Genomic DNA, 20,372 nt, shown 5'->3' on the forward strand with positions numbered 1-20,372 from the left:
CGATCTGTGGATGAATAGTCCGCCTGTGGACAGAGTATCCGCGAACGTCGCAGTCAGCCGCGCACGCAATTGCTTTCGCGCACGGCGAATACGTGCGCGGGTGTTACTTGATGAGGTAGGGGGACACCGAGCTCTGGTGCTCGTTGATGACGAGTTCCTTGCCCAGCGGGGGGAATGCGCGCTGCGGGCAGTTCAGACGCTCGCACACTCGGCAGCCGGAACCGATGGGGGTACCCGGGTTGGCGTCGCTGAGGTCGAGTCCGTCGGCGTAGACGAGGCGGTGGGCGTGGCGCAGTTCGCAGCCGAGGCCGATCGCGAAGGTCTTCGACGGCTGCCCGTAGCGGGCGGCGCGGCGTTCGACCGTGCGCGCGACCCACAGGTAGCGACGTCCGTCGGGCATCTGGGCGAGCTGGGTCATGATCTTGCCCGGGTACGCGAACGTCTCGTACACGTTCCACAGGGGACAGGTGCCGCCGCTGGTGGAGAAGTGGAAGCCGGTGGCGGACTGGCGTTTGGACATGTTGCCCGCCCGGTCCACGCGGACGAACGAGAACGGCACGCCGCGCAGCTTCGGCCGCTGCAGGGTCGACAGCCGGTGGGCGATGGTCTCGTAGCTGACCGCGTAGAAGGCGGAGAGCCGCTCGACGTCGTATCGGAAGTCCTCGGCCATCTCGTGGAACTGCGCGTACGGCAGCATGATCGCCGCGGCGAAGTAGTTGGCGAGGCCGTGGCGGGCCAGGGCGAGGGAGGCCTCGCTGGTGAACGCGCCCTCGGCGACCAGCTTCTCGATCAGCTCCCCGCACTCGAGGTAGGCGAGCTCGGTGGCGAGCTTGAACACCTGCTGGCCGCCCGACAGTCGCGCGGAGATCTCGAGGGTGCGCGTGGCGGGGTCGAACCGGTGCAGGACGTTCTCGCCGAGGTCGACGCGACGGACGAGCTGCACGTCGTGCACCGTCTCCATGCGCTTGATGATGCCGCCGGAGATGTCGCCGCGATGGAAGCGGATCCGGGTGGCGAGTTCCTCGGCGGCGGTGTCGAGGTCGTGCAGGTAGTTCTGCCGCTGGTAGAAGTAGTCGCGGACCTCCTCGTGCGGCATGGTGATGGTGCCGGTGCCGCTGCCGTCGCTGTACCGGTCCTCGGTGGCGGCGGCGAGTTGCGCGGTGGTGTTGCGGAATCGCCGGTGCATGTTGACCATGGCCCGTGCCAGCCCGGGGTGGGCCGACACCATCGCGGCGATCTCCTGGGCGTCGGCGTCGATGCCCATCTCCTGGTCGAGAGCCACCTCTCGCATCTCGGCGATGAGCCGGGTGTCGTCCTGGGACGAGAAGAACGTGGTGTCGACCCCGAAGACCTCGCTGATGCGCAGCAGGACCGGAACCGTGAGCGGCCGCACGTCGTGCTCGATCTGGTTGAGGTAGCTGGCCGAGATCTCCAGGGTCTTGGCCAGTGCTGCCTGGCTCAGTCCCCGCTCGGTCCGCAGCTGGCGCAGGCGGGCGCCGACGAACGTCTTTGGCATCACCCCAGCGTACGAGCGTCTACACAGCTTTGCAACGGCGGATTCGCAACGTTAGCTCTCCTCGAGTCCCAGCCAGGATCCGGGCGCGAAGGCCTCGTAGTGGACGGCGTCGGGCGACACCCCCGCAGCGAGCAGCGTCTGCCGGATCGACCGCATGAACGGGACCGGACCGCACACGTAGACCTGCGGGTCGGCCGGCAACTCGACCCCGTCGAGCGGGGAGTGGCCGTCCTCGCGGAGTTCCTCGAACTCGGAGTAGCGGGTCTGCATGCGGGCCCGCGGAAGGCGATCGACCAGGGCCTGCGTCTCCGCGCGGCGGGCATGGTCGTAGGGGGAGCGGTCGACGTGCACGACGAGAACCTCGCGCTCGGATCGGTGCGCCGCCAGGTGCTGCAGCGCCGCGAGCGTCGGGGTGATGCCGATGCCGGCCGAGATCAGCACCAGGGGATCGTCGCCGTCCTCGACGACGAGACTGCCGAACGGATGGGAGACGACGAGTTCGGTGCCGATGCCGACGCCCCCGGCGAGGAACGGGGAGACGATCCCGCCCCGGACCCGCTTGACGGTGACGGCCCACTCGCCCGGGACGTGGCTGCGCACGAGCGTGTACTGGCGGATCTGGCGGGTGCCGTCACCCAGCGTGGTGGCGACGGAGATGTACTGTCCGGGAAGGAAATCCGGCAGCGGGGTGCCGTCGGGGGAGCGCAGCGTCAGCGTCGCGACCTCGGCGCCGTCGAACTGGACGTCGCTGACCACGACGACGCGCCAGATCTGACCGGGCCGGACCCCGGCCTTGTCGTAGAGGGCTGCCTCCTGCTCGATGAGCGAGTTGGCCATCAACGTGTAGACCTCGCGCCAGGCCGCGGCGACCTCGGGGGTGACCGCGTCGCCGAGCACCTCGGCGATCGCGGCGAACAGCTGGTGCCGCACCACCTCGTAGTGGGGTGCCTGGACGCCGAGCGAAGCATGCTTGGCGGCGATCCGGGCCATGATCGCGTCGATGTCCGCGGCGTCCTCGGTGACCAGGAGCGTCGCGAACGCGGCGACCGAGCTGGCGAGTGCCTTCTGCTGCTCCCGGTTCTCCTGGTTGGTGCGGTTGAACAGGTCGGTCCGCAGCGAAGGCGCGGCCGCGAAGAGCTTGTCGTAGAACAGTTCGGAGATCCGGCCGATATGGGCGCCGACGATCGGCAGGGTGGCCTCGATCACCGGCTTCGATGTGGCGGAAAGGATGGCGCCCTCCTCGACTCGTGTGCGAGTGGGGAGTGGGCACGCCCGATCGGCGTGACCGGCCCCGACTGATCAACGCGCACATGGTAGACGAGCGATCTCGAGCCCCCCACCGATTCGACCGGCGCGACTTCCCGATTTGCCGGAGTGCACCTTGTGAGACTGATCACAATCGCGACGGCATCTCTTGCTCCTGTGGCTGGTGGGCTCGCGTTCGGGGGTTTCGTGACCCGCGCCCGGCCGAGGCGCCGGCGCGGACAATGCCGAGGTAGTTGCTACCGGCGGGTAGCTCGGGGCTCGGCGGCCGCGTTCGTTGGACGCCCCGAACATTTACAACCTTTGCAAGGGTGTGGGAAAACCTAGCGAAGATTGGCATTAGCAACAGGTAGACGGCACTTTCCGGGTGTGTCATTGTCGAGTGGTACATCCGAAAGGTCCGCGAAGGATGTGAAGTAGTACGCACGTACTGCAGAGCTTCCGGCGCGGATCAGATCTAGAGAGTGGAGCTTAGATGTCGACCACCGGCACCCCGAGGACCGCTGAGGAAATCCAGAAGGATTGGGACACCAACCCGCGCTGGAAGGGGATCACCCGCAACTACACGGCCGAGCAGGTCGCGAAGCTGCAGGGCACCGTCGTCGAGGAAGCCACCCTCGCCCGCCGCGGCTCGGAGATTCTGTGGGACCTCGTGAACAACGAGGACTACATCAACTCGCTGGGCGCCCTCACCGGCAACCAGGCCGTGCAGCAGGTCCGCGCCGGCCTCAAGGCCATCTACCTGTCCGGCTGGCAGGTCGCCGGCGACGCGAACCTGTCCGGCCACACCTACCCGGACCAGTCGCTGTACCCGGCGAACTCGGTGCCGCAGGTCGTCCGCCGCATCAACAACGCGCTGCTGCGCGCCGACGAGATCGCCAAGATCGAGGGCGACACCTCCGTCGAGAACTGGCTCGCCCCGATCGTCGCCGACGGTGAGGCCGGCTTCGGTGGCGCGCTCAACGTCTACGAGCTGCAGAAGGCGATGATCGCGGCCGGTGTCGCCGGTTCGCACTGGGAGGACCAGCTCGCGTCGGAGAAGAAGTGCGGCCACCTCGGTGGCAAGGTGCTCATCCCGACCCAGCAGCACATCCGCACCCTGACCTCGGCTCGCCTCGCGGCCGACGTCGCCGACGTCCCGACGGTCGTCATCGCCCGCACCGACGCCGAGGCCGCCACGCTGCTGACCTCCGACGTCGACGAGCGTGACCGCGAGTTCCTCGACGGCACCCGCACCGCCGAAGGCTTCTACGGCGTCAAGAACGGGATCGAGCCCTGCATCGCGCGCGCCAAGGCGTACGCGCCGTACTCCGATCTGATCTGGATGGAGACCGGCGTGCCGGACCTCGAGGTCGCCAAGAAGTTCGCCGAGGCCGTCCGTGGCGAGTTCCCGGACCAGCTGCTGGCCTACAACTGCTCGCCGTCCTTCAACTGGAAGGCGCACCTGGACGACGCGACCATCGCGAAGTTCCAGAAGGAGCTCGGCGCGATGGGCTTCAAGTTCCAGTTCATCACCCTCGCCGGCTTCCACTCGCTGAACTACGGCATGTTCGACCTGGCCCACGGCTACGCCCGCCAGGGCATGACCGCCTTCGTCGACCTGCAGGAGCGCGAGTTCAAGGCGGCCGAGGAGCGCGGCTTCACCGCCATCAAGCACCAGCGTGAGGTCGGCGCCGGCTACTTCGACGCCATCGCCACCACCGTCGACCCGAACACCTCCACGGCTGCCCTGAAGGGCTCCACCGAGGAGGGCCAGTTCCACTAGGAACCGGCAACGGATGCAGGCGCGGCGGGATCTCGGACGACCAGGTCCCGCCGCGGCCGTATCCACCCTCTGTCGAAAACCACCTTCACGACCCCCACATGACGAGTAGGAGCTGACGTGACCAGCGAAAAGATTCAGCGCGTCGGCGTGATCGGCGCCGGGATGATGGGCGCAGGTATCGCCGAGGTGTGCGCGCGCGCTCATGTCGACGTACTTGTGTACGAGCAGACCCGCGAGCTCGCGGCTGCCGGGCGTGCCCGCATCCTCCGGTCCCTCGACCGCGGTGTCAGCAGCGGCAAGATCACCGAACGGGAGCGTGAGCAGGCCGCCTGGCGGCTGCGCTTCACCTCCGACCTCGGCGACTTCGCCGATCGCCAGCTCGTCGTGGAGGCGGTCGTCGAGGACGAGAAGGTCAAGGCCGAGATCTTCGCGGAACTCGACAAGATCGTCACGGATCCGAATGCGGTGCTGGCGTCCAACACCTCGTCGATCCCGATCATGAAGCTGGGCATCGCCACCACCCGGCCCGAGCGGGTCATCGGCATGCACTTCTTCAACCCGGTTCCGGTGCTGCCGCTGGTCGAGCTCGTCACCACGCTCAAGACCAGCCCCGCGGTCTCCCAGCGCGCGGAGGCCTTCGCCTCCGAGGTGCTCGGCAAGCAGGTCGTCCGGTCCTCCGACCGGGCCGGCTTCATCGCCAACGCGCTGCTCGTGCCCTACCTGCTGTCGGCGATCCGGATGGTCGAATCCGGCTTCGCCACCAAGGAGGACATCGACAAGGCGATGGTTCTCGGATGTGCGCACCCGATGGGTCCGCTCGCCCTGACCGACCTGGTGGGTCTGGACACGGTCAAGTCGATCGCCGACTCGATGTACGGGGAGTTCAAGGAGCCGCTCTACTCGGCTCCGCCGCTCCTGCTGCGTATGGTCGAGGCGGGCCTCGTCGGCAAGAAGTCGGGCGCCGGCTTCTACGAGTATGCCGACAACGGTCGTGCCGCCAAGAAAGTCAGCTAGGTAGGTAGCACCACACCGCATCTCGGCGCCCGTGTGCCGACAGCACAGCCGTTGCGCTGGCTGTCGGGGCACGGGCGCGAGGTGCATCGAGGGAAAGGTCGACCCCTGATGGCCAGCAATGCAGACGGATACGGCTCCAGCATTCTCGGGTATCCGCGCATCGGACCCCGCCGTGAGCTCAAGCGTGCGCTCGAGGCCTACTGGCACGGGACCGGCACGCGCGACGAGCTCGTCGCCGTGGCCCGCGAGATCCAGGAGTCCACCTGGAGCGAACTCGCCGCCACCGGACTCACCCAGGTGCCGGGCAACACGTTCTCCTACTACGATCACGTGCTCGACAACGCACTGCTGTTCGGTGCGATCCCCGAGCGGTTCCGTCCGCTCGTCGGCGAGCTCGATCCGCTCGACTTCTACTTCACGCTGTGCCGGGGCCGTGAGGACTTCCCGCCGCTCGAGCTGGTCCGCTGGTTCGGCAGCAACTACCACTACCGGCAGCCCGAGCTCGACGAGACCACCACCTTCGCGTTGAACTCGGCGGCGGTCCTCGACGAGTTCGAGCGCGCCAAGGCCCGTGGCATCGAGCTGCGGCCGGTCGTGCTCGGCCCGATGTCCCTGCTGCTGCTGTCCAAGGTCTCGGAGACGTCGGAGCAGGACGGGTTCTCCACGCTCGATCTGCTCGACCGGCTGCTGCCGGAATACGAGAAGCTGTTCGCGGAGCTCGCGCGCGCCGGCGCCTGGTGCGTGCAGCTCGACGAGCCGTCCTTCACCGAGGATCGCACCCCGCAGGAGCTCGAGGCGTTCGCGCGCGCCTACGACACCCTCTCCCACGCACCGCTGCGCCCGCGCCTGCTCGTCACCGGTCCCTACGGTCACCTCGGCGAGGCGCTGCCCCTCCTCGCTGCCACCAAGGTCGAGGCCATCGGTCTCGACCTGGTCAACGGCCGGATGAGCGCGGAGGAGCTGGCCGCGGTGCCGGGACTCAAGCGCAAACGCATCTACGCCGGGGTCGTCGACGGCCGCAACGTGTGGAAGGCCGACCGGCACCGCACGCTCGAATACCTGAGCAGCCTCGCCGCCGTGGCGCCCGACCTGGTGGTCTCCACGTCGTGCTCGCTGCTGCACGTGCCCTACGACGTGCTCGCCGAGTACGACATCCCGGGCGACGTGGCGGACCGGCTGGCGTTCGCCAAACAGAAGGTGGGAGAGGTGGTCTCGCTCGCCAAGGCACTGACCACCGGGGCGGAGGAGCGGTGGCGCAAGCCGCCGACCTCGGTGCACTTCAAGCAGAAGCACACGATCCGCGCGCGCGTCAACGCCCTGCGACCCGAACACCGCCGCCGGGTCCCGTACGAGGAGCGCCGCGCCGCGCAGCAGGAGCGCCTGAAGCTGCCCCCGGTGCCGGCGACCACACTGGGGTCGTTCCCGCAGACGGCCGAGGTCCGCAAGGCTCGCTACGAGCTGGGCGAGGGCCGCATGTCGTGGGACGACTACGTCAAGCGCATCCAGGAGGAGATCGAGTCCACCATCCGGTTGCAGGAGGACATCGGTCTCGACGTGCTCGTCCACGGCGAGCACGAGCGCAACGACATGATCCAGTACTTCGCCGAACTGCTCGAGGGCTTCGCCACGACGCACTTCGGCTGGGTGCAGGCCTACGGTTCGCGGTGCACGCGTCCGCCGATCCTCTACGGCGACATCGTGCGGCCGAAGCCGATGACGGTGGAATGGATCGCGTTCGCGCAGTCGCTGACCGACAAGCCGGTCAAGGGCATGCTCACCGGCCCGGTCACGATGCTGGCACGGTCGTACGTGCGGCAGGACCAGCCGCTGCACGAGACGGCCGACCAGCTGGCGCTGGCGATCCGCGACGAGATCGCCGATCTCGAGCGGGCCGGCATCGCGATCATCCAGGTCGACGAGCCCGCGATCCGGGAACTGCTGCCCTTGCGGCAGGACGGCCGGGCCGAGTACCTGGACTGGGCGGTCGACGCATTCCGGCTCGCGACCGGCGGCGCCAAGCCCGAGACGCAGATCCACACGCACCTGACCTACTCCGGTCAGGCGTCGGTGGTCGACGCGATCGCACGGCTCGACGCGGACGTCACGGCGATCGTCGCGACCCGTTCGATCCGCTGGGTGCTCGAGGCCATCAAGGACAAGGCGCTCACCCACGGTGTCGGGCCCGGGGTCTACGAGAGCCGATCGGCACGCATTCCCGACATCGACGAACTCGACGAATTGCTCAGCACCGCTGCGGAGTCCGTCGAACTCGACCGGTTGTGGGCCAATCCGGACGGTGGGCTCAAGACCCGGCACTACTGGCAGCTCGAGCCGTCGCTGCGCAACCTGGTCGCCGCCGCACGTCGACTGCGGCGCCGGGCCGCCGGACGGTAACCGCCGGCGCGCACCCGCGAGCAGCCCCGCGGGTGCGCGTCGTCGCGCCGGCAGGTAGGCATGAACGCATGACTACCGTTGCTGCGTACGCCGCCACCGCGGCGGACGCTCCCCTCGTCAAGACCACCATCGAGCGGCGCGAGCTCGGTCCCCTCGACGTGCTCGTCGAGATCCGGTACGCCGGGATCTGCCATTCCGACATCCACACCGCCCGCAACGAATGGGGCGGCACCCGTTACCCCGTCGTTCCCGGTCACGAGATCGTCGGGGTGGTGAGCGCTGTCGGCGCCGAGGTCACCAGGCATGCTGTCGGCGACCGGGTCGGTGTCGGCTGCTTCGTCGACTCGTGCCTCGAGTGTGAGGCGTGTACCAGCGGCGACGAGCAGTACTGCGCCGGCCGGGTCACCGGCACCTACAACGCGGTCGGCCGCGACGGCGAGGTGACCCAGGGCGGATACTCCACCCATATCGTCGTCACCGAACACTTCGTCCTGAAGATCCCCGACGGCCTCGAGCTCGATGCGGCGGCGCCGCTGCTCTGCGCGGGCATCACCCTGTACTCCCCGCTCCGGCACTGGGGCGCCGGGCCGGGCAGGAAGGTCGCCGTCATCGGCATGGGCGGTCTCGGTCACGTCGGCGTGAAGATCGCCGCGGCGATGGGTGCCGAGGTGACCGTGCTGGGGCATTCACTGGCCAAGCGGGAGGACGGGCTGCGCTTCGGAGCCGTGGACTACCGCGCCATGACCGATCCGCAGACCTTCGTGGATCTGCGGGGCACGTTCGACCTGATCGTCAACACCGTATCGGTGAACCTCGACATGGATGCCTACCTGTCGCTGCTCGCCCGCAACGGCACCCTCGTCGAGTTGGGTCTGCCCGAACACCCCATCACGGTCCGGGCGTTCTCGCTCGCCCGGAACCGCCGCAGTCTCGCCGGCTCCATGGTCGGCGGGATCCCGCAGACGCAGGAGATGCTCGACTTCTGTGCCGAACACGGGATCGGCGCCGAGATCGAGGTCGTCTCGGCCGACCGGATCGACGAGGCGTACGACCGCGTCGTCGCGAGCGACGTGCGCTACCGATTCGTCATCGACGCCACCACCATCTGAGCCGTCCGGCAGGTGTGAGACCGCGACGGCCGGGTACTCCCGCCTCGTACCTCGACACGTGGAGGAAATGTGAAGAAGGCGTTGTACCGGCCCGTGAGCCTCGTAGTCAGTTCCCTGGCGGGTGTGGCCGCCGGAATGGTGTTCCGGAAGGTGTGGGCGCTCGGTGCCGGCCAGGAGGATCCGCCCGAGGCCATGGACAGCCGCTTCGGGTGGCGTGAGGTGCTGGTCTCCGCCGCCGTGCAGGGTGCGATCTTCGGTGCGGTGAGCGCGGCGGCGAACCGCGCGAGCGCGGTCGGCTTCCGCCGCGTCACCGGCACCTGGCCCGGAAAGGAATGACCCGGGGGACGGGCACGCGACTCGCGGTCCTAGAAGCCCTCGCCCAGTTGTTCACGCAGCTGGGCGAGGGTTTTCGTCAGCAGCCGTGACACGTGCATCTGGGACACGCCGACCCGTTCGGCGATCTGGGTCTGGGTCATGTTCCCGAAGAAGCGCAGCAGCACGACCGTGCGCTCGCGTTCCGGCAGGGCGGCGAGCAGCGGACGCAGCGCTTCGTGGTTCTCCACGTGCGCGAGCGCGGCGTCGTAGTCGCCGAGGGTGTCCGCCAGGGTGACGCCGTCGTCCCCGGCCGGGGCCGGTCGGTCGACCGAGACCGCCTGGTAGGCGTTGCCGGCGACGAGGCCTTCCGCGACCTCTTCGGGATCGAGGCCCAGTTCCGCGGCGAGTTCGGCCGCCGTGGGGGCACGGCCGAGGCGCTGCGACAGCTCCCCGGTCGCCTTGCTCAGCGCCAGGTGCATCTCCTTCATGCGGCGCGGGACGCGCACCGCCCACCCGGCGTCGCGGAAGTGGCGGCGCACCTCGCCCATGATGGTCGGAACCGCGAAGGACACGAAGTCCGAGCCTCGCTCGGGATCGAACCGGTCCACGGCGTTGACCAGGCCGAGGCGGGCGACCTGGAGGAGGTCGTCGAATGCCTCGCCGCGGCCGTCGAATCGGCGGGCGATGTGTTCCGCGAGTGGCAGGCACCGTTCGACCAGGCTGTCCCGCATGGTTCCGCGGGCGGGATCGTCCTCGCCGAGCGTCGTCATCTCCTCGAAAAGGGGGATGACGTCGGCGTATTCGTCGGCGGCTCGGCCGCTGCGCCGTTGGGCGCCGGTCCCCGTCACAGAACAGCGCTGCTGTCGGTCAGGGACACGTCGATGGTGGTGACAGACCCCTCGTCGGTCTCGTCCACCTTCACGTCGACGGAGTCGGCGAGCGCATTGAGCACGTGCCATCCGAAGGTCCGCGAGTCCGCCGTCAGTCCGCCGTCGACCGTGAGGGCGGACGCGCTGATCCGCAGTGCAGGCGGCATCGCCTGGAACCGGCACGACAACGTCGCACCTTCCGGCGCGCGGGTGATGAGCCGGGTGCCCGCCTCGTCGATCGCAAGCTTGACGTCGGCCACCGCGTCGAGGTCGAAACCCTGCTGGATGGCGATGGCGGCAGCGACCGCGCGCAGCACGGGAAGCTGGCCTGGTTCTGCGCGTACCCGCAACTCCACTACGGGATGGGTGCGTTCGAGGGCCGGATCGATCGATGCCGTGTTCGCCATGTGTGTTGTATCTCCGTTGCGGCAGGTTGAGGGCCCGGGCGAGCGGGTGTTCCTGGCGAGACTACCCGCGGCGCGGTGTTCTCAATCATGCGGAAGCGGCCCCCGGCCGGACGCATCGGGTCCGGCAGATCGGCTCTTTGCAGTGCCGCAACGGCTGCCGTAGGGTGTCAGTGAGGTTGAGCACACAGCCTGACTCGGAGGTGCCGCATACCTGCGGAGACCGGTGTCGGTGCGGTCCCGCTCTGTCGACGCTTCCATCCTCTTCCGAAGATGGGAAGCTCATGACTGTCGCTACTCAACGCAAAGTCACATCGCTGTGGGTCACCCGTTCGGATCGGTCGTCGACCTTCTTCGCCTCGACCGGTGCCGATTTCTCCACCGAGAGAATCAGTTCCGCTCTCGTCCGGGTCGCTGTGGCGGGCGAACTCGACCTTCGCAACGCTCCCGCGTTGTGCAGCTACGCGGGCGCCCGGCTGCACACCTCGTCGCGTCTGGTGCTCGACCTGTCGGAGGTGGAGTTCTTCGGGTCGGCAGGACTGACCGTGTTCGAGGAGCTCGACACCCTGGCCCGGCATCGGAGCTCTCGGTGGGCGCTCGTGGGCGGACGGGCGGTGAACCGGCTGCTGTGGGTGCTCGGCGAACCGGTCCACGCGCATGCCACCCTCGAGAGCGCGATCCACGCCCTGCGAGTGCCGGCCTGATCCGTACTCGCCCTGATGCGCCGACGCGACGTTGCGTCCGAGCACCGGCTCGCTCGACCGCGGATCAGGCAGGTTTCGGGGGCTTCGGGCGACGGTTACCGCGCGGATCGACCGCCAGGACGAGCAACAGCACGCCCAGGGCCAGGTGCAGCCAGTTGTCGGCCGCATTGACCGGCACCACGTTGACACGGCTGTCGTGTCCGACCACCATGCCGAACGCCGACAACGCCAGGTATCCGGCACCACCCGCGATCAGGTAGATGCGCGACGCACGCACCTTGCGGGCGGCCAGGATTCCCACCGCGCCGTAGGCGAGGTGCAGCAGGTTGTGGGCGATCGAGACCCGGAACAGGCCCAGCAGATGGGCGTGCGACTCCTGTCCCGCGAGCGTCATCGAGTCGTACCCGCTGGTCAGGCCGGGCACGAATCCGAGCGCCCCGATGAGGAGAAACACGATGCCGACCGCGAAGGCATAGCCCTGGACCCGGGTGCGCTGCACCCTGGGATACGGACTGGGTCGGATCATCGTTCCTCCATCGGGGTGCGCGGGGCGCTGCGCCCCGGGACGGAGGAATAGCCCGGGCGGGTGTTCCCGAAACACGCCCGGCGGGCGTCCTCGCCGGCTCACCCCGTGACGAGGACGCCGGACGAGATCGTCCCGTACACCAGGGTCAGGATCATCAGCCCCCAGCCCGTGCCGTGCCAGATCGGCCATGTCCCACCCGAGCGCCACACCCGGTAGGTCTGCACGAATGCGCCGACCGCGCCGAGGAGCAGGATCGCCGTGGGGCCGAGGGCCAGGACCAGCCGTGCCGGGTCGGTGCACACGAGGAACTCCTCGTCGGCGCACCGGTCACCGTTCGCGGCGGCCCAGATCACCACCGCCGCCATCAGCAGCAGGGCCGCGACCACGACGACGGCCGCATAGCGCACCGCCGAGCGCGCGGTGCGGGGATCCCGCCATCGCTTCTCCACATCCTGTGTCACACTGTCTCCTCATGCTCGGTCGGTGAGCGCACTCTGCCCCGATTGCCGGGCGCAGTGGGCGCAGCAGAACATGGTGCCGTCGGCTTCGACGCCGTGGCCGAGAATGCGGCAACCGCAGTGCGCGCACTGCGGCGCCATCGCCTGTGCCGCACATTCGAAACTGTCGAATGTGCCGGAGACGTCGCCCCGGGTCACGGTGAAGGTCTTGTCGTAGTCGTTGCCGCACGTATCGCACGTGGTCATCACGGTCCTCCTCTCCGGATGTCCGGTCCTGTGGATCGGGTGCCCGGCGCCCGGACCCCTCAAACTGCTCGTCGTCGCCGGCCCTCCACGCGCGTCGTCACCCGGCCGTTTGGCCGGAGACGGTGCGGGAATTCTCCGAGGGATGGGGTGCCCGCTGCGGTCGCGAACCCGTCGGTTCCGGGGTCACCGGCCGCCGAGAGAAAGGAGTGGGTGATGAACGCACCCGATCCGCGCAACATCCCCGATCCGCAGGCACATTCCGGTACCGATCCCGATCCTGCCCGCACACCCGATCTGGAGCCCGGCGGCGGGGTGGCACCGGGGTCGACGCCGCCGGACTCGGGAACCACCTCCGGACTGTCGGCGCCCGAGCCGCGCACTCGGAACAATTTTCCGCCCACCGGCGTCCTCGCGATCGGTGCGGTCGCGCTGATCGTCGTTCTCTTCCTCGTGGTGATCGTGGGAATTCTGCTGTAGGCGGCGCAGGTTCGGCTGCCGCACGCGCGCGTGGTTTGCCGGAGTCCGCCGAGGGTATTCCTGGCTCGCAAGCGAGGAACGCCGACGAGGGAGAGTCGCATGGCAGAGAACACGAGCGGACCGAGCGAAGGCGTGAAGGGCGTCGTCGAAGACGTCAAGGGAAAGGCCAAGGAGGCGGCCGGCGCCGTCGCCGGCAACGACGAGCTCACCCGGGAGGGGCGGGCCCAGCAGGACAAGGCGGACAGCCAGCGCGAGGCCGCGAAGAAGGAAGCCGAGGCCGAGAAGGCCCGCGCCGACGCCGACGTGGACGAAGCACGGCAGCGCTCGCATCAGCAGTGACGGGGAGCGGCCCCCGGGTCGCGCCCGTCGTTCGTCCCACGACCCGGGGGCCGCTCGGCTCCCGGGTCTTCGTCCCTAGGAGCAATGATGCGCATTCTGACGTTCGTGGTGCTGGTGTGGCTGGTGATCGGAGCGGTTGCGGCGGGCCAGCGCGGATACTTCACGGAAGCCGAACAGAACTGCGCCGACTTCGCCACCGTCGCGGTCACGGTGATCGCGGGACCGCTGAACTACGCCGGGGTCAATCCGAAGGTGGAGTGCGAGCTTCCGCAGCCGAGTCCGTGACCGGACCTGGAGGCGTCTGCACAGACGGGACGCGCTCGTGCACGGTCATGAGCAGATGGTCGAACTCGTTGCGGAACGTCGTCGGTACGTCGAGTCCGGTGGAGACGTCCCGGACGAGCTGCTCGGCGAGCGCGCGGAGCTTGACATTCGACTCCTGCGACCGCCAGGCGAGGATCTCGAAGGCGTGATCCGCCTGGATCCGGTAGACCGCCATGATCATGCCCTTGGCCTGTTCGATGACGGCACGGTCGTGCGCGAGTGCCGAGACCGCCTCGTCGACGCCCTCGCGGACCTCGTCCTCGTACGCGTCGGACAGGTCCACATAGAACCCGGCCGTGCCGACGATCCGTCCGCACTCGTCCAGCAGACGGTCGGCGACCACGACCACCGGCCGGACCTTGCCGTGCGCATCGACGATGCGGTGCCGGCCGCTGAACGGCTCGCCGTTGCGCTGCATGGCGCCCAGCAGGGCTGCGACCTGGACCTTGTCGTCGGGGTGCTTGTGCTTCAGCAGCAGTTCGGTGGTCGGCCGTACGGTCCCGGGGGTGTACCCGTGCATCCGTGCCACGTCGTCCGACCATTCCCACGTGTCGTCGCCGATCAGATAGCGGAAACTGCCGACCCGCTGCGGCTTCACACTCGCGAACACCTGTTCGAAGGCGTCGCCCGCCCTCGTGTCGCTGATGCGCGTGCTCGGTTCACTCACGCACCGATTATGCCCCCGGAAGCGCGCACGACCGCCGGGGTCGCATGAGGGGACCCGAGCTAACCGGCGCGCTGCTCCGCGTTCGCGAACACCTCGACGAGGGTCGTGCAGAACGCGGGCAGATCCTTCGGATTGCGGCTCGACACCAGGTTCCCGTCGACGACCACCTCCTCGTCGACCACGTTTCCGCCCGCGTTGCGGATATCCGTGCGGACACTCGGGTAGGACGTCAGGGTCCGTCCCCGGACCACGTCGGCCTCGACCAGCGTCCAGGGGCCGTGACAGATCACCGCGACGGGCCGGCCCGACTCGACGAAGTCCCGTACGAACGCCACGGCGGTGGAGTCCTGGCGCAGGTGATCGGGGTTGGTGGTGCCACCGGGCAGGATCAGCGCGTCGAAGTCCGACACCGACGCCTCCTGCACCGCCTGGTCGACCCGGTATCTTCCGGCCGCGTTCACGTCGGACTTCATGGCCTGGATCTCGCCGGGTTCGAGCGACAGCAGGCGCACCGTACCGCCCGCTTCCTCGACCGCGCGCCGCGGCTCCACCAGCTCGACCTCCTCGACACCGTTCGTGGCGAGGACGGCCACGGTGCGTCCCGCCAGCCGGCCGTTTCCTGGATCACTCATCGCCGAGTCGTCCTTTCGTCGTGGTTCACCGGTCGCGTACCCGACGCCGGCAACGGGGAAACGTCACTCCCGCGGCAGGTCCCGGGTGGCGGGACCCTCGAGCAGGCCCCCGTCCGCGGCGAAGCGGGAGCCGTGCAGCGGACAGTCCCAGGAGGCTTCGGCATCGTTCCACCGCAGCACACCGCCCAGGTGCGGGCACACCGCGGAGACCCGGTGCGTGGTGCCGTCCACGGTGCACACCCCGACCGGGCGGAGCTTGTCCCGGCGAACCTCGCCGCTGCCGTCGGGCGGCGGCGCGCCGTCCCCGGACAACTCGGCACGCATCCATCCGCGCGTCATCTCCACCGCCACGGCGGCATTGAGACGGGTCGCGGCCGCGAGGTCGAAAACCTGCGTGGGATTCCAGGACTGGAACGCCGATCCCCACTCCGGGGCTGCCTCGCCGAGGATGCGGTCCGCCAGCAACCGGGCCGCAGCCACCCCGTTCGTCATTCCCCACTTGCCGTACCCGGTCCCCACGAGCAACCGGTCGTTTCCGGGTAGCAGCGGACCCACGTACGGCAGATGGTCGAGCGTCGAATAGTCCTGCGCCGACCAGCGTGCCACGGTCTTCGCGCCGGGGAAGTGGCGGCCCGTCCACGCGACGAGATCGTCCGCGGCGCCGCGATGATCGTGTGCCCGCCCGACGGTGTGCCCGTTGCCGCCCACGAGGAAGTACTGCCCCCCGTACGCCGTGCGCAGCGAGCGCGTCGGCGAATCCACGGACAGGTACATGCCGCTCGGGACGTCGCCCGGCACTTCGAATGCGGCCGCATACGACCGTTGGGGCTCGAGGCGGGCGAAGAATCCGCCGCGATCGAGGATCGGTGTCCCCGTTGCGAGCACGATGTGCCCGGCCCGCACCTCGCCGCGATCGGTGACGGCCACGCATCCGTTCCGGTCCGAGCGGACCTTCCGGACCCGGCAGCCGGTGAACAGCGCGCCACCGCGTTCCCGGAATTCCCGGACCAGTTCGTGCAGCAACGGCATCGGATCGATCTGCGACTGGTCCGCCAGCGTCACCGCGGCGGCCACGGGGTACGGCAGTTCCGTCTCGGTCGTCATGCGGGCGTCGAGCCCGGCGGCGCGGCAGGCCTCGTACTCGGCGCGCACCGTGGCGGCGCCCTCCTCCCCGGCGCTGTAGGTGAAGGCCGCCGCGGATTCGATCGGCAGATCCCGTTCGCGGCACAGCTGCACCACCCACCGTTGGGCCTCGAGGTTGCCGGCCACGTAGTTGCGCAGGACGTCGCGCGAATGGCCCCTGGCGATACTCGAGAGGGTGCTGCCCTGCAGCAGGCTGACCTTGCCGGTGGTGTTGCCGGTGGTGACGGCGCCGACCGTGCGGGCCTCGAGGACGGCCACGCGGTGCCCGGCGCGCGCGAGCAGGAGAGCGGTCACCACTCCGGTGAGGCCGGCCCCGGCCACGACGGTGTCGAAGCGGGCCGGACCCTCGGGCCACGGAGTGTCGTCGAGGCGGGCGGTGTCGTCGAGGCGGGCGGTGTCGTCGAGGCGGGCGGTGTCGGTGCGGGCGGTGCCGGTGCGGGAGAGCCACAGGGAGGTCACCTGTGGGGAATGCCCCGTGCCGCGGACGGGAAACCTGCGATTGTCCGGGTGCCCGCAGGGGTATCCGCGGCGCAGCGCGCCGGTGGACGAGTGCGCGAGGAGGAGCGACCGGGATGCGAGTGCGGCGGAGCAACCCGTTCGGTCCCGGCATCCGGCGGGTGCGGCGCGGGCGGGGCTTCACCTATCAGGACGCCGACGGCAATCGTGTGACCGACGAGGCCGTCCTCGCCCGTATCGACGAACTCGTCATCCCTCCGGCGTGGCGCAAGGTGTGGATCTGTCCCCACCCCGACGGGCACATCCAGGCCGTGGGCATCGACGCCGCCGGTCGGCGCCAGTACCTGTACCACCAGCGGTGGCGCGAGGAGCGTGACGAGGAGAAGCACGACCGGGTCCTGGCGATGGCGGCCCGGCTGCCGGCCTGGCGGGACCAGGTGCAGGCCGACCTGACCGAGCGGGGGGTCGGGCGGCGCCGGGCCGAGGCGGTGGCGCTGCGGTTGCTGGACCGGGCCGTGTTCCGGGTGGGTGGGGAGGAGTACGCGGCCGAGAACGGAACCTACGGGGTCGCGACGTTGCTGCGCAGCCACGTGCGGCTGCGTGATACCGCCCTGACGTTCGACTACCCGGCCAAGGGCGGAATCCGGCGGGTCGTCACGGTCGACGACGCCGACCTGGCGACGGCTGTCGGGGCGCTGCGCCGGGTCCGCAGGGGGCCCGGCCGGCTGCTGGTCTACCGCGACGGTGACGCGATCCGCGAGTTGCACGCGGACGACGTCAACGCCCGGTTCAAGGAGCTCGCCGGTGAGGACTGCAGTGCGAAGGATCTGCGCACGTGGGGTGCGACGGTGCTGGCCGCCGCGGCCTTCGCCGAGCACGACGTGCCTGGGAGTCGGCGCGGCCGGGCGCGGGTCGAGGCGGCCGTGATGCGGGCGGTCTCGGAGGAGCTCGGCAACACCCCCGCCGTGGCACGGGCCTCGTACGTCGACCCGCGCGTGGTGCGGGCCTGGGCGGAGGGCCGCACGATCCGTGCCGCACTGCGGCGAGCCGGAAAGTGCGGCGATCCGGACGAATCCCGGGCCGTCGTCGAGCGCGCCGTGATCCGGCTGCTGCGCCGGTCCTGAGTCCGCCCGCGTGTTTCGACGCGGGCGCGGCGCGGTATCCGGCAGTGCCCGCTCGTGGACCCGCGGGCATCGGACTGCGAGGTGGATCCGGTGGGAGCAGGGTACGGGAGCGTGGGGCGGACGGTCGCCGCATGGCTCGTCGCATCGGCCGCGGTGCTGAGCGGCTGTGCGGGGCTGCCGGGTGGCGCGGAGGGTGACCTCTCGCGGGCCGCAGCGCAATCCGCCTCGGCCACCGCCTCCGCGGGACTGGCGATGGAACTGGTGTCCGAGCACCGCACCACCCGCGCCCACGCCGTGACCGTGCTGTCGGACGCACTCGACGAGGTGCTCGCCGCCTACTCGGCCGTGGCTGCGGTCGAGGTCGCCACCGGGCAGCAGGCGGCGCACCGCGCCGCGCTTCTCGACCGGATCGATGCCGCCGCCACCGTCCTCGGCGAGGCCCGCGCTCGAACGGACGCCGTCGCCACAGCCCCGCCCGCGTCGGACCTGACGGGCCGCCTGGCCGATCTCACCGGCTACCTGTCCGAGTTCGCGGAGGGACGCCGATGAAGAGACTCCTCGGTGTCGCCCTCGGAATCCTCACGGCCATCGGCGGCTTCCTCGACATCGGCGACATGGTCACCAACGCCGTGGTGGGCTCGCGGTTCGGGCTGGGCCTGGTCTGGGTCGTCGTCCTCGGGGTCGGCGGCATCTGCCTGTACGCGAGCATGGCCGGGCGCGTCGCCGCGGTGAGCGGCCGCGCGACCTTCGAGATCATCCGGGAACGGCTCGGCCCGCGCGCGGCGCTGGCGAACCTCGCTGCGTCCTTCCTGATCAATCTGCTGACCCTGACCGCCGAGGTCGGTGGGGTGGCCCTGGCCCTGCAACTGGCCGCGGGGACGGGACCGCTGATGTGGATGCCCGTGGCGGCGTTCGCGGTGTGGCTCGTGATCTGGCGGGTGCGGTTCTCGGTGATGGAGAACGTCACGGGACTGCTGGGCCTGTGTCTGATCGTGTTCGCCGTCGCGTTGTTCCTGACGGGCCCGGACTGGGGAGAACTCACCGGTCAGGCTTTCGCGCCCGCGATCCCCGAGTCCGAGGCGACGTCCGTGTACTGGTTCTACGCCGTCGCCCTCTTCGGTGCCGCGATGACCCCGTACGAGGTGTTCTTCTTCTCCTCCGGCGCCGTGGAGGAGCGGTGGACGGTCGCCGATCTCGCCCGCTCCCGGATCAACGTGGCGGTGGGGTTCCCGCTCGGTGGGATCCTGTCGGTCGCGATCGCCGGATGCGCCGCGGTGGTTCTTCTTCCCCGCGGCATCGAGGTGACGTCGCTGTCGGAGGTCGTGATGCCCGTCGTGGTGGCCGGGGGCACGCTCGCGTTGGCGTTCGTCCTCGTCGGGATCGTCGCGGCGACCTTCGGGGCGGCGCTCGAGACCACCCTGTCGAGCGGGTACACGCTCGCGCAGTTCTTCGGGTGGTCGTGGGGCAAGTTCCGGCGGCCGGCGGAGGCAGCCCGGTTCCACCTGTCGATGATGATCGCCCTGGTCGTCGGTCTCGCGGTGCTGGCGACCGGGGTGGACCCGATCCTGGTCACCGAGGTGTCGGTGGTGTTCTCGGCGGTTGCCCTGCCGCTGACCTACCTGCCGATCCTCCTGGTCGCGAACGACCTCGAGTACATGGGAGAACACGTCAACGGACCGGTCGTCAACGCGCTCGCCCTCGCCTACCTTCCGGTGATCGTGGTCGCGTCGATCGCAGCGGTGCCGTTGCTGGTGATGACGGGAGCGGGAGCATGAACGAATCCGGACGGCTGCCCGAGGCGCCGCTGCGCGGCCGGCTCGTCGATGCCCGGCTGCATCTGCTCGACCGGCTGGTCGTGGACGTCGACGGCCGGCCGGTGACCACCGTCGACGATGTCGACCTGGCCGGGGTCGAGGTGGGGACGGACGTCGACCCCGCCGCGCCGGCACCGACGGTGCGGGCAATTCTGAGCGGAAACGCGCTTCCCACGAGGATATTCGGCGGCCGACCGCCCGATTCCCGACTCGACACGATCGACTGGTCGGACGTCGCCCGGCTGGGCACCACGGTGGAGTTGCGCGTGACCGGTGACCGGCTGGACCACCTGTGGGTCGAGCGGTGGGTCCGGGACCGCATCGTCGCGCGCATCCCCGGAGGTCGTCGTGCGCCTCAGTGAACTCGTCGGGGCGCGGGTGCACGACGCGGACGGTCGTCGCGTGGGTTTCGCCGTCGATGTGCGGTTCGTGGAGTCGCCGCAGAACCGGCTGCGGCTCGAGGGCCTGCTCGTCAGCCCGAGTTCGAGCGGCTCCTTCCTCGGCTACGAACGCACGGAGGAGATCCGGCCCGCGCTGATCGCCCGGTATCTGCGGTGGCGTCACCGTGGTGCGTTCCTCGTGCTGTGGCGCGACGTGCGCCGGGTCGGTGACGGCCGGGTCGAGCTGCGGCCGGGGTATTCGCGCTGGTCGCCGATGCTGCGGTAGGGCAGGGAAGGTTTGCGCCCCGCCGTGCGGGGTAGGCGGTTCGAGCCGGCGTTGTGCCGCGTAGCCCACGAGGAAGAGAGCCCGGCACGGCCGGGGTGAGAAGAGCCCGGCACGGCCGGGGTGAAAAGAGCCCGGCACGACCGGGGC

The 20,372-nt window shown here is 69.6% G+C and carries 24 protein-coding genes; 14 read left to right on the forward strand and 10 right to left on the reverse strand.

All coding sequences use genetic code 11. The features are described from left to right. Positions 1-103: 103 nt before the first annotated feature. Positions 104-1,516 (reverse strand): acetate metabolism transcriptional regulator RamB, encoded by a 1,413-nt coding sequence (ramB, locus tag RR3_RS11685; protein WP_017681246.1) that lies wholly within the window; start codon positions 1,514-1,516, stop codon positions 104-106. Between the two features lie 51 nt (positions 1,517-1,567). Next, a complete protein-coding gene (locus RR3_RS11690) occupies positions 1,568-2,722 on the reverse strand; it encodes a globin domain-containing protein (RefSeq protein WP_010592174.1) in 1,155 nt (384 codons plus the stop codon). A 532-nt stretch (positions 2,723-3,254) separates the two neighbouring features. On the opposite strand from RR3_RS11690, the gene aceA reads away from it, so the two are divergent. The 5 genes from aceA (at position 3,255) to RR3_RS11715 (ending at position 9,397) form a co-directional block, all read left to right on the forward strand. After that, on the forward strand, positions 3,255-4,544 hold the full coding sequence (gene aceA / locus RR3_RS11695) for an isocitrate lyase (RefSeq protein WP_010592173.1): 1,290 nt from the start codon (positions 3,255-3,257) through the stop codon (positions 4,542-4,544). 117 nt (positions 4,545-4,661) lie between these two features. After that, positions 4,662-5,558, forward strand: a complete 897-nt coding sequence (locus tag RR3_RS11700) for a 3-hydroxybutyryl-CoA dehydrogenase (RefSeq protein WP_003937464.1) — start codon at positions 4,662-4,664, stop codon at positions 5,556-5,558. 108 nt (positions 5,559-5,666) lie between these two features. Beyond that, positions 5,667-7,952, forward strand: coding sequence for a 5-methyltetrahydropteroyltriglutamate--homocysteine S-methyltransferase (gene metE, locus RR3_RS11705; RefSeq protein ID WP_010592172.1), 2,286 nt, complete (start codon positions 5,667-5,669; stop codon positions 7,950-7,952). A 68-nt stretch (positions 7,953-8,020) separates the two neighbouring features. Next, on the forward strand, positions 8,021-9,061 hold the full coding sequence (locus RR3_RS11710) for an NAD(P)-dependent alcohol dehydrogenase (RefSeq protein WP_010592171.1): 1,041 nt from the start codon (positions 8,021-8,023) through the stop codon (positions 9,059-9,061). Positions 9,062-9,130: 69 nt separating this feature from the next. After that, positions 9,131-9,397 carry a DUF4235 domain-containing protein gene (locus tag RR3_RS11715; RefSeq protein WP_010592170.1) on the forward strand — a complete coding sequence of 89 codons (267 nt, stop codon included), beginning with the start codon at positions 9,131-9,133 and terminating at the stop codon, positions 9,395-9,397. A 29-nt stretch (positions 9,398-9,426) separates the two neighbouring features. Here the strand turns inward: RR3_RS11715 and RR3_RS11720 are convergent, their stop codons facing one another. Continuing rightward, complete coding sequence (locus RR3_RS11720; RefSeq protein ID WP_010592169.1) at positions 9,427-10,224, reverse strand: SigB/SigF/SigG family RNA polymerase sigma factor; 798 nt, start codon at positions 10,222-10,224, stop codon at positions 9,427-9,429. Further along, positions 10,221-10,652, reverse strand: a complete 432-nt coding sequence (locus tag RR3_RS11725) for an ATP-binding protein (protein ID WP_010592168.1) — start codon at positions 10,650-10,652, stop codon at positions 10,221-10,223. Before RR3_RS11725 ends, RR3_RS11720 begins: the two co-directional genes overlap by 4 nt. A gap of 281 nt (positions 10,653-10,933) precedes the next feature. On the opposite strand from RR3_RS11725, the gene RR3_RS11730 reads away from it, so the two are divergent. Next, entirely contained in the window at positions 10,934-11,353 is a 420-nt protein-coding gene (locus RR3_RS11730; RefSeq protein ID WP_064065795.1) for an STAS domain-containing protein, read from the forward strand. 64 nt (positions 11,354-11,417) lie between these two features. On the opposite strand, the gene RR3_RS11735 is transcribed toward RR3_RS11730, so the two are convergent. From RR3_RS11735 to RR3_RS11745, 3 genes are all read right to left on the reverse strand, one after another. Beyond that, the gene (locus tag RR3_RS11735; protein WP_010592166.1) at positions 11,418-11,879 is read right to left on the reverse strand and encodes a DUF4383 domain-containing protein; all 462 of its coding nucleotides are present in this window, start codon (positions 11,877-11,879) and stop codon (positions 11,418-11,420) included. A gap of 98 nt (positions 11,880-11,977) precedes the next feature. After that, entirely contained in the window at positions 11,978-12,340 is a 363-nt protein-coding gene (locus RR3_RS11740; RefSeq protein WP_026137879.1) for a hypothetical protein, read from the reverse strand. 9 nt (positions 12,341-12,349) lie between these two features. Then, the gene (locus RR3_RS11745; protein ID WP_010592164.1) at positions 12,350-12,583 is read right to left on the reverse strand and encodes a metallothionein; all 234 of its coding nucleotides are present in this window, start codon (positions 12,581-12,583) and stop codon (positions 12,350-12,352) included. Positions 12,584-12,796: 213 nt separating this feature from the next. Between RR3_RS11745 and RR3_RS11750 the strand changes: the two genes are divergently transcribed. From RR3_RS11750 to RR3_RS11760, 3 genes are all read left to right on the forward strand, one after another. Further along, entirely contained in the window at positions 12,797-13,060 is a 264-nt protein-coding gene (locus tag RR3_RS11750) for a DUF6480 family protein (RefSeq protein WP_010592163.1), read from the forward strand. Positions 13,061-13,159: 99 nt separating this feature from the next. Then, the gene (gene mbp1 / locus RR3_RS11755; protein WP_010592162.1) at positions 13,160-13,399 is read left to right on the forward strand and encodes a microaggregate-binding protein 1; all 240 of its coding nucleotides are present in this window, start codon (positions 13,160-13,162) and stop codon (positions 13,397-13,399) included. An 84-nt stretch (positions 13,400-13,483) separates the two neighbouring features. Further along, positions 13,484-13,684, forward strand: a complete 201-nt coding sequence (locus RR3_RS11760; RefSeq protein WP_010592161.1) for a hypothetical protein — start codon at positions 13,484-13,486, stop codon at positions 13,682-13,684. On the opposite strand, the gene RR3_RS11765 is transcribed toward RR3_RS11760, so the two are convergent. The 3 genes from RR3_RS11765 to RR3_RS11775 all read right to left on the reverse strand — a co-directional run bounded on the left by RR3_RS11765 (position 13,641) and on the right by RR3_RS11775 (position 16,624). Further along, positions 13,641-14,390 (reverse strand): PAS and ANTAR domain-containing protein, encoded by a 750-nt coding sequence (locus RR3_RS11765; RefSeq protein WP_017681244.1) that lies wholly within the window; start codon positions 14,388-14,390, stop codon positions 13,641-13,643. The two genes, RR3_RS11760 and RR3_RS11765, sit on opposite strands and share 44 nt — an antisense overlap. Before the next feature lie 59 nt (positions 14,391-14,449). Then, positions 14,450-15,022 carry a type 1 glutamine amidotransferase domain-containing protein gene (locus RR3_RS11770; RefSeq protein WP_017681243.1) on the reverse strand — a complete coding sequence of 191 codons (573 nt, stop codon included), beginning with the start codon at positions 15,020-15,022 and terminating at the stop codon, positions 14,450-14,452. A gap of 63 nt (positions 15,023-15,085) precedes the next feature. Then, positions 15,086-16,624: an FAD-dependent oxidoreductase gene (locus RR3_RS11775; RefSeq protein ID WP_064065794.1), complete on the reverse strand. Its 1,539-nt coding sequence runs from the start codon at positions 16,622-16,624 to the stop codon at positions 15,086-15,088. Between the two features lie 113 nt (positions 16,625-16,737). Here RR3_RS11775 and RR3_RS11780 point away from each other — a divergent pair, with 113 nt between their 5' ends. The 5 genes from RR3_RS11780 to RR3_RS11800 all read left to right on the forward strand — a co-directional run bounded on the left by RR3_RS11780 (position 16,738) and on the right by RR3_RS11800 (position 20,225). Continuing rightward, positions 16,738-17,745 (forward strand): DNA topoisomerase IB, encoded by a 1,008-nt coding sequence (locus tag RR3_RS11780; RefSeq protein ID WP_064065793.1) that lies wholly within the window; start codon positions 16,738-16,740, stop codon positions 17,743-17,745. Positions 17,746-17,835: 90 nt separating this feature from the next. After that, the gene (locus RR3_RS11785) at positions 17,836-18,294 is read left to right on the forward strand and encodes a hypothetical protein (protein ID WP_228287080.1); all 459 of its coding nucleotides are present in this window, start codon (positions 17,836-17,838) and stop codon (positions 18,292-18,294) included. Next, complete coding sequence (locus RR3_RS11790) at positions 18,291-19,520, forward strand: NRAMP family divalent metal transporter (RefSeq protein WP_064065792.1); 1,230 nt, start codon at positions 18,291-18,293, stop codon at positions 19,518-19,520. Before RR3_RS11785 ends, RR3_RS11790 begins: the two co-directional genes overlap by 4 nt. Then, complete coding sequence (locus RR3_RS11795) at positions 19,517-19,921, forward strand: hypothetical protein (protein WP_017681240.1); 405 nt, start codon at positions 19,517-19,519, stop codon at positions 19,919-19,921. Before RR3_RS11790 ends, RR3_RS11795 begins: the two co-directional genes overlap by 4 nt. Next, on the forward strand, positions 19,908-20,225 hold the full coding sequence (locus RR3_RS11800) for a PRC-barrel domain-containing protein (RefSeq protein ID WP_010592153.1): 318 nt from the start codon (positions 19,908-19,910) through the stop codon (positions 20,223-20,225). Before RR3_RS11795 ends, RR3_RS11800 begins: the two co-directional genes overlap by 14 nt. Positions 20,226-20,372: the final 147 nt, after the last annotated feature.

Source organism: Rhodococcus ruber NBRC 15591 (assembly GCF_001894945.1).
GTDB classification, from domain to species: domain Bacteria; phylum Actinomycetota; class Actinomycetes; order Mycobacteriales; family Mycobacteriaceae; genus Rhodococcus; species Rhodococcus ruber.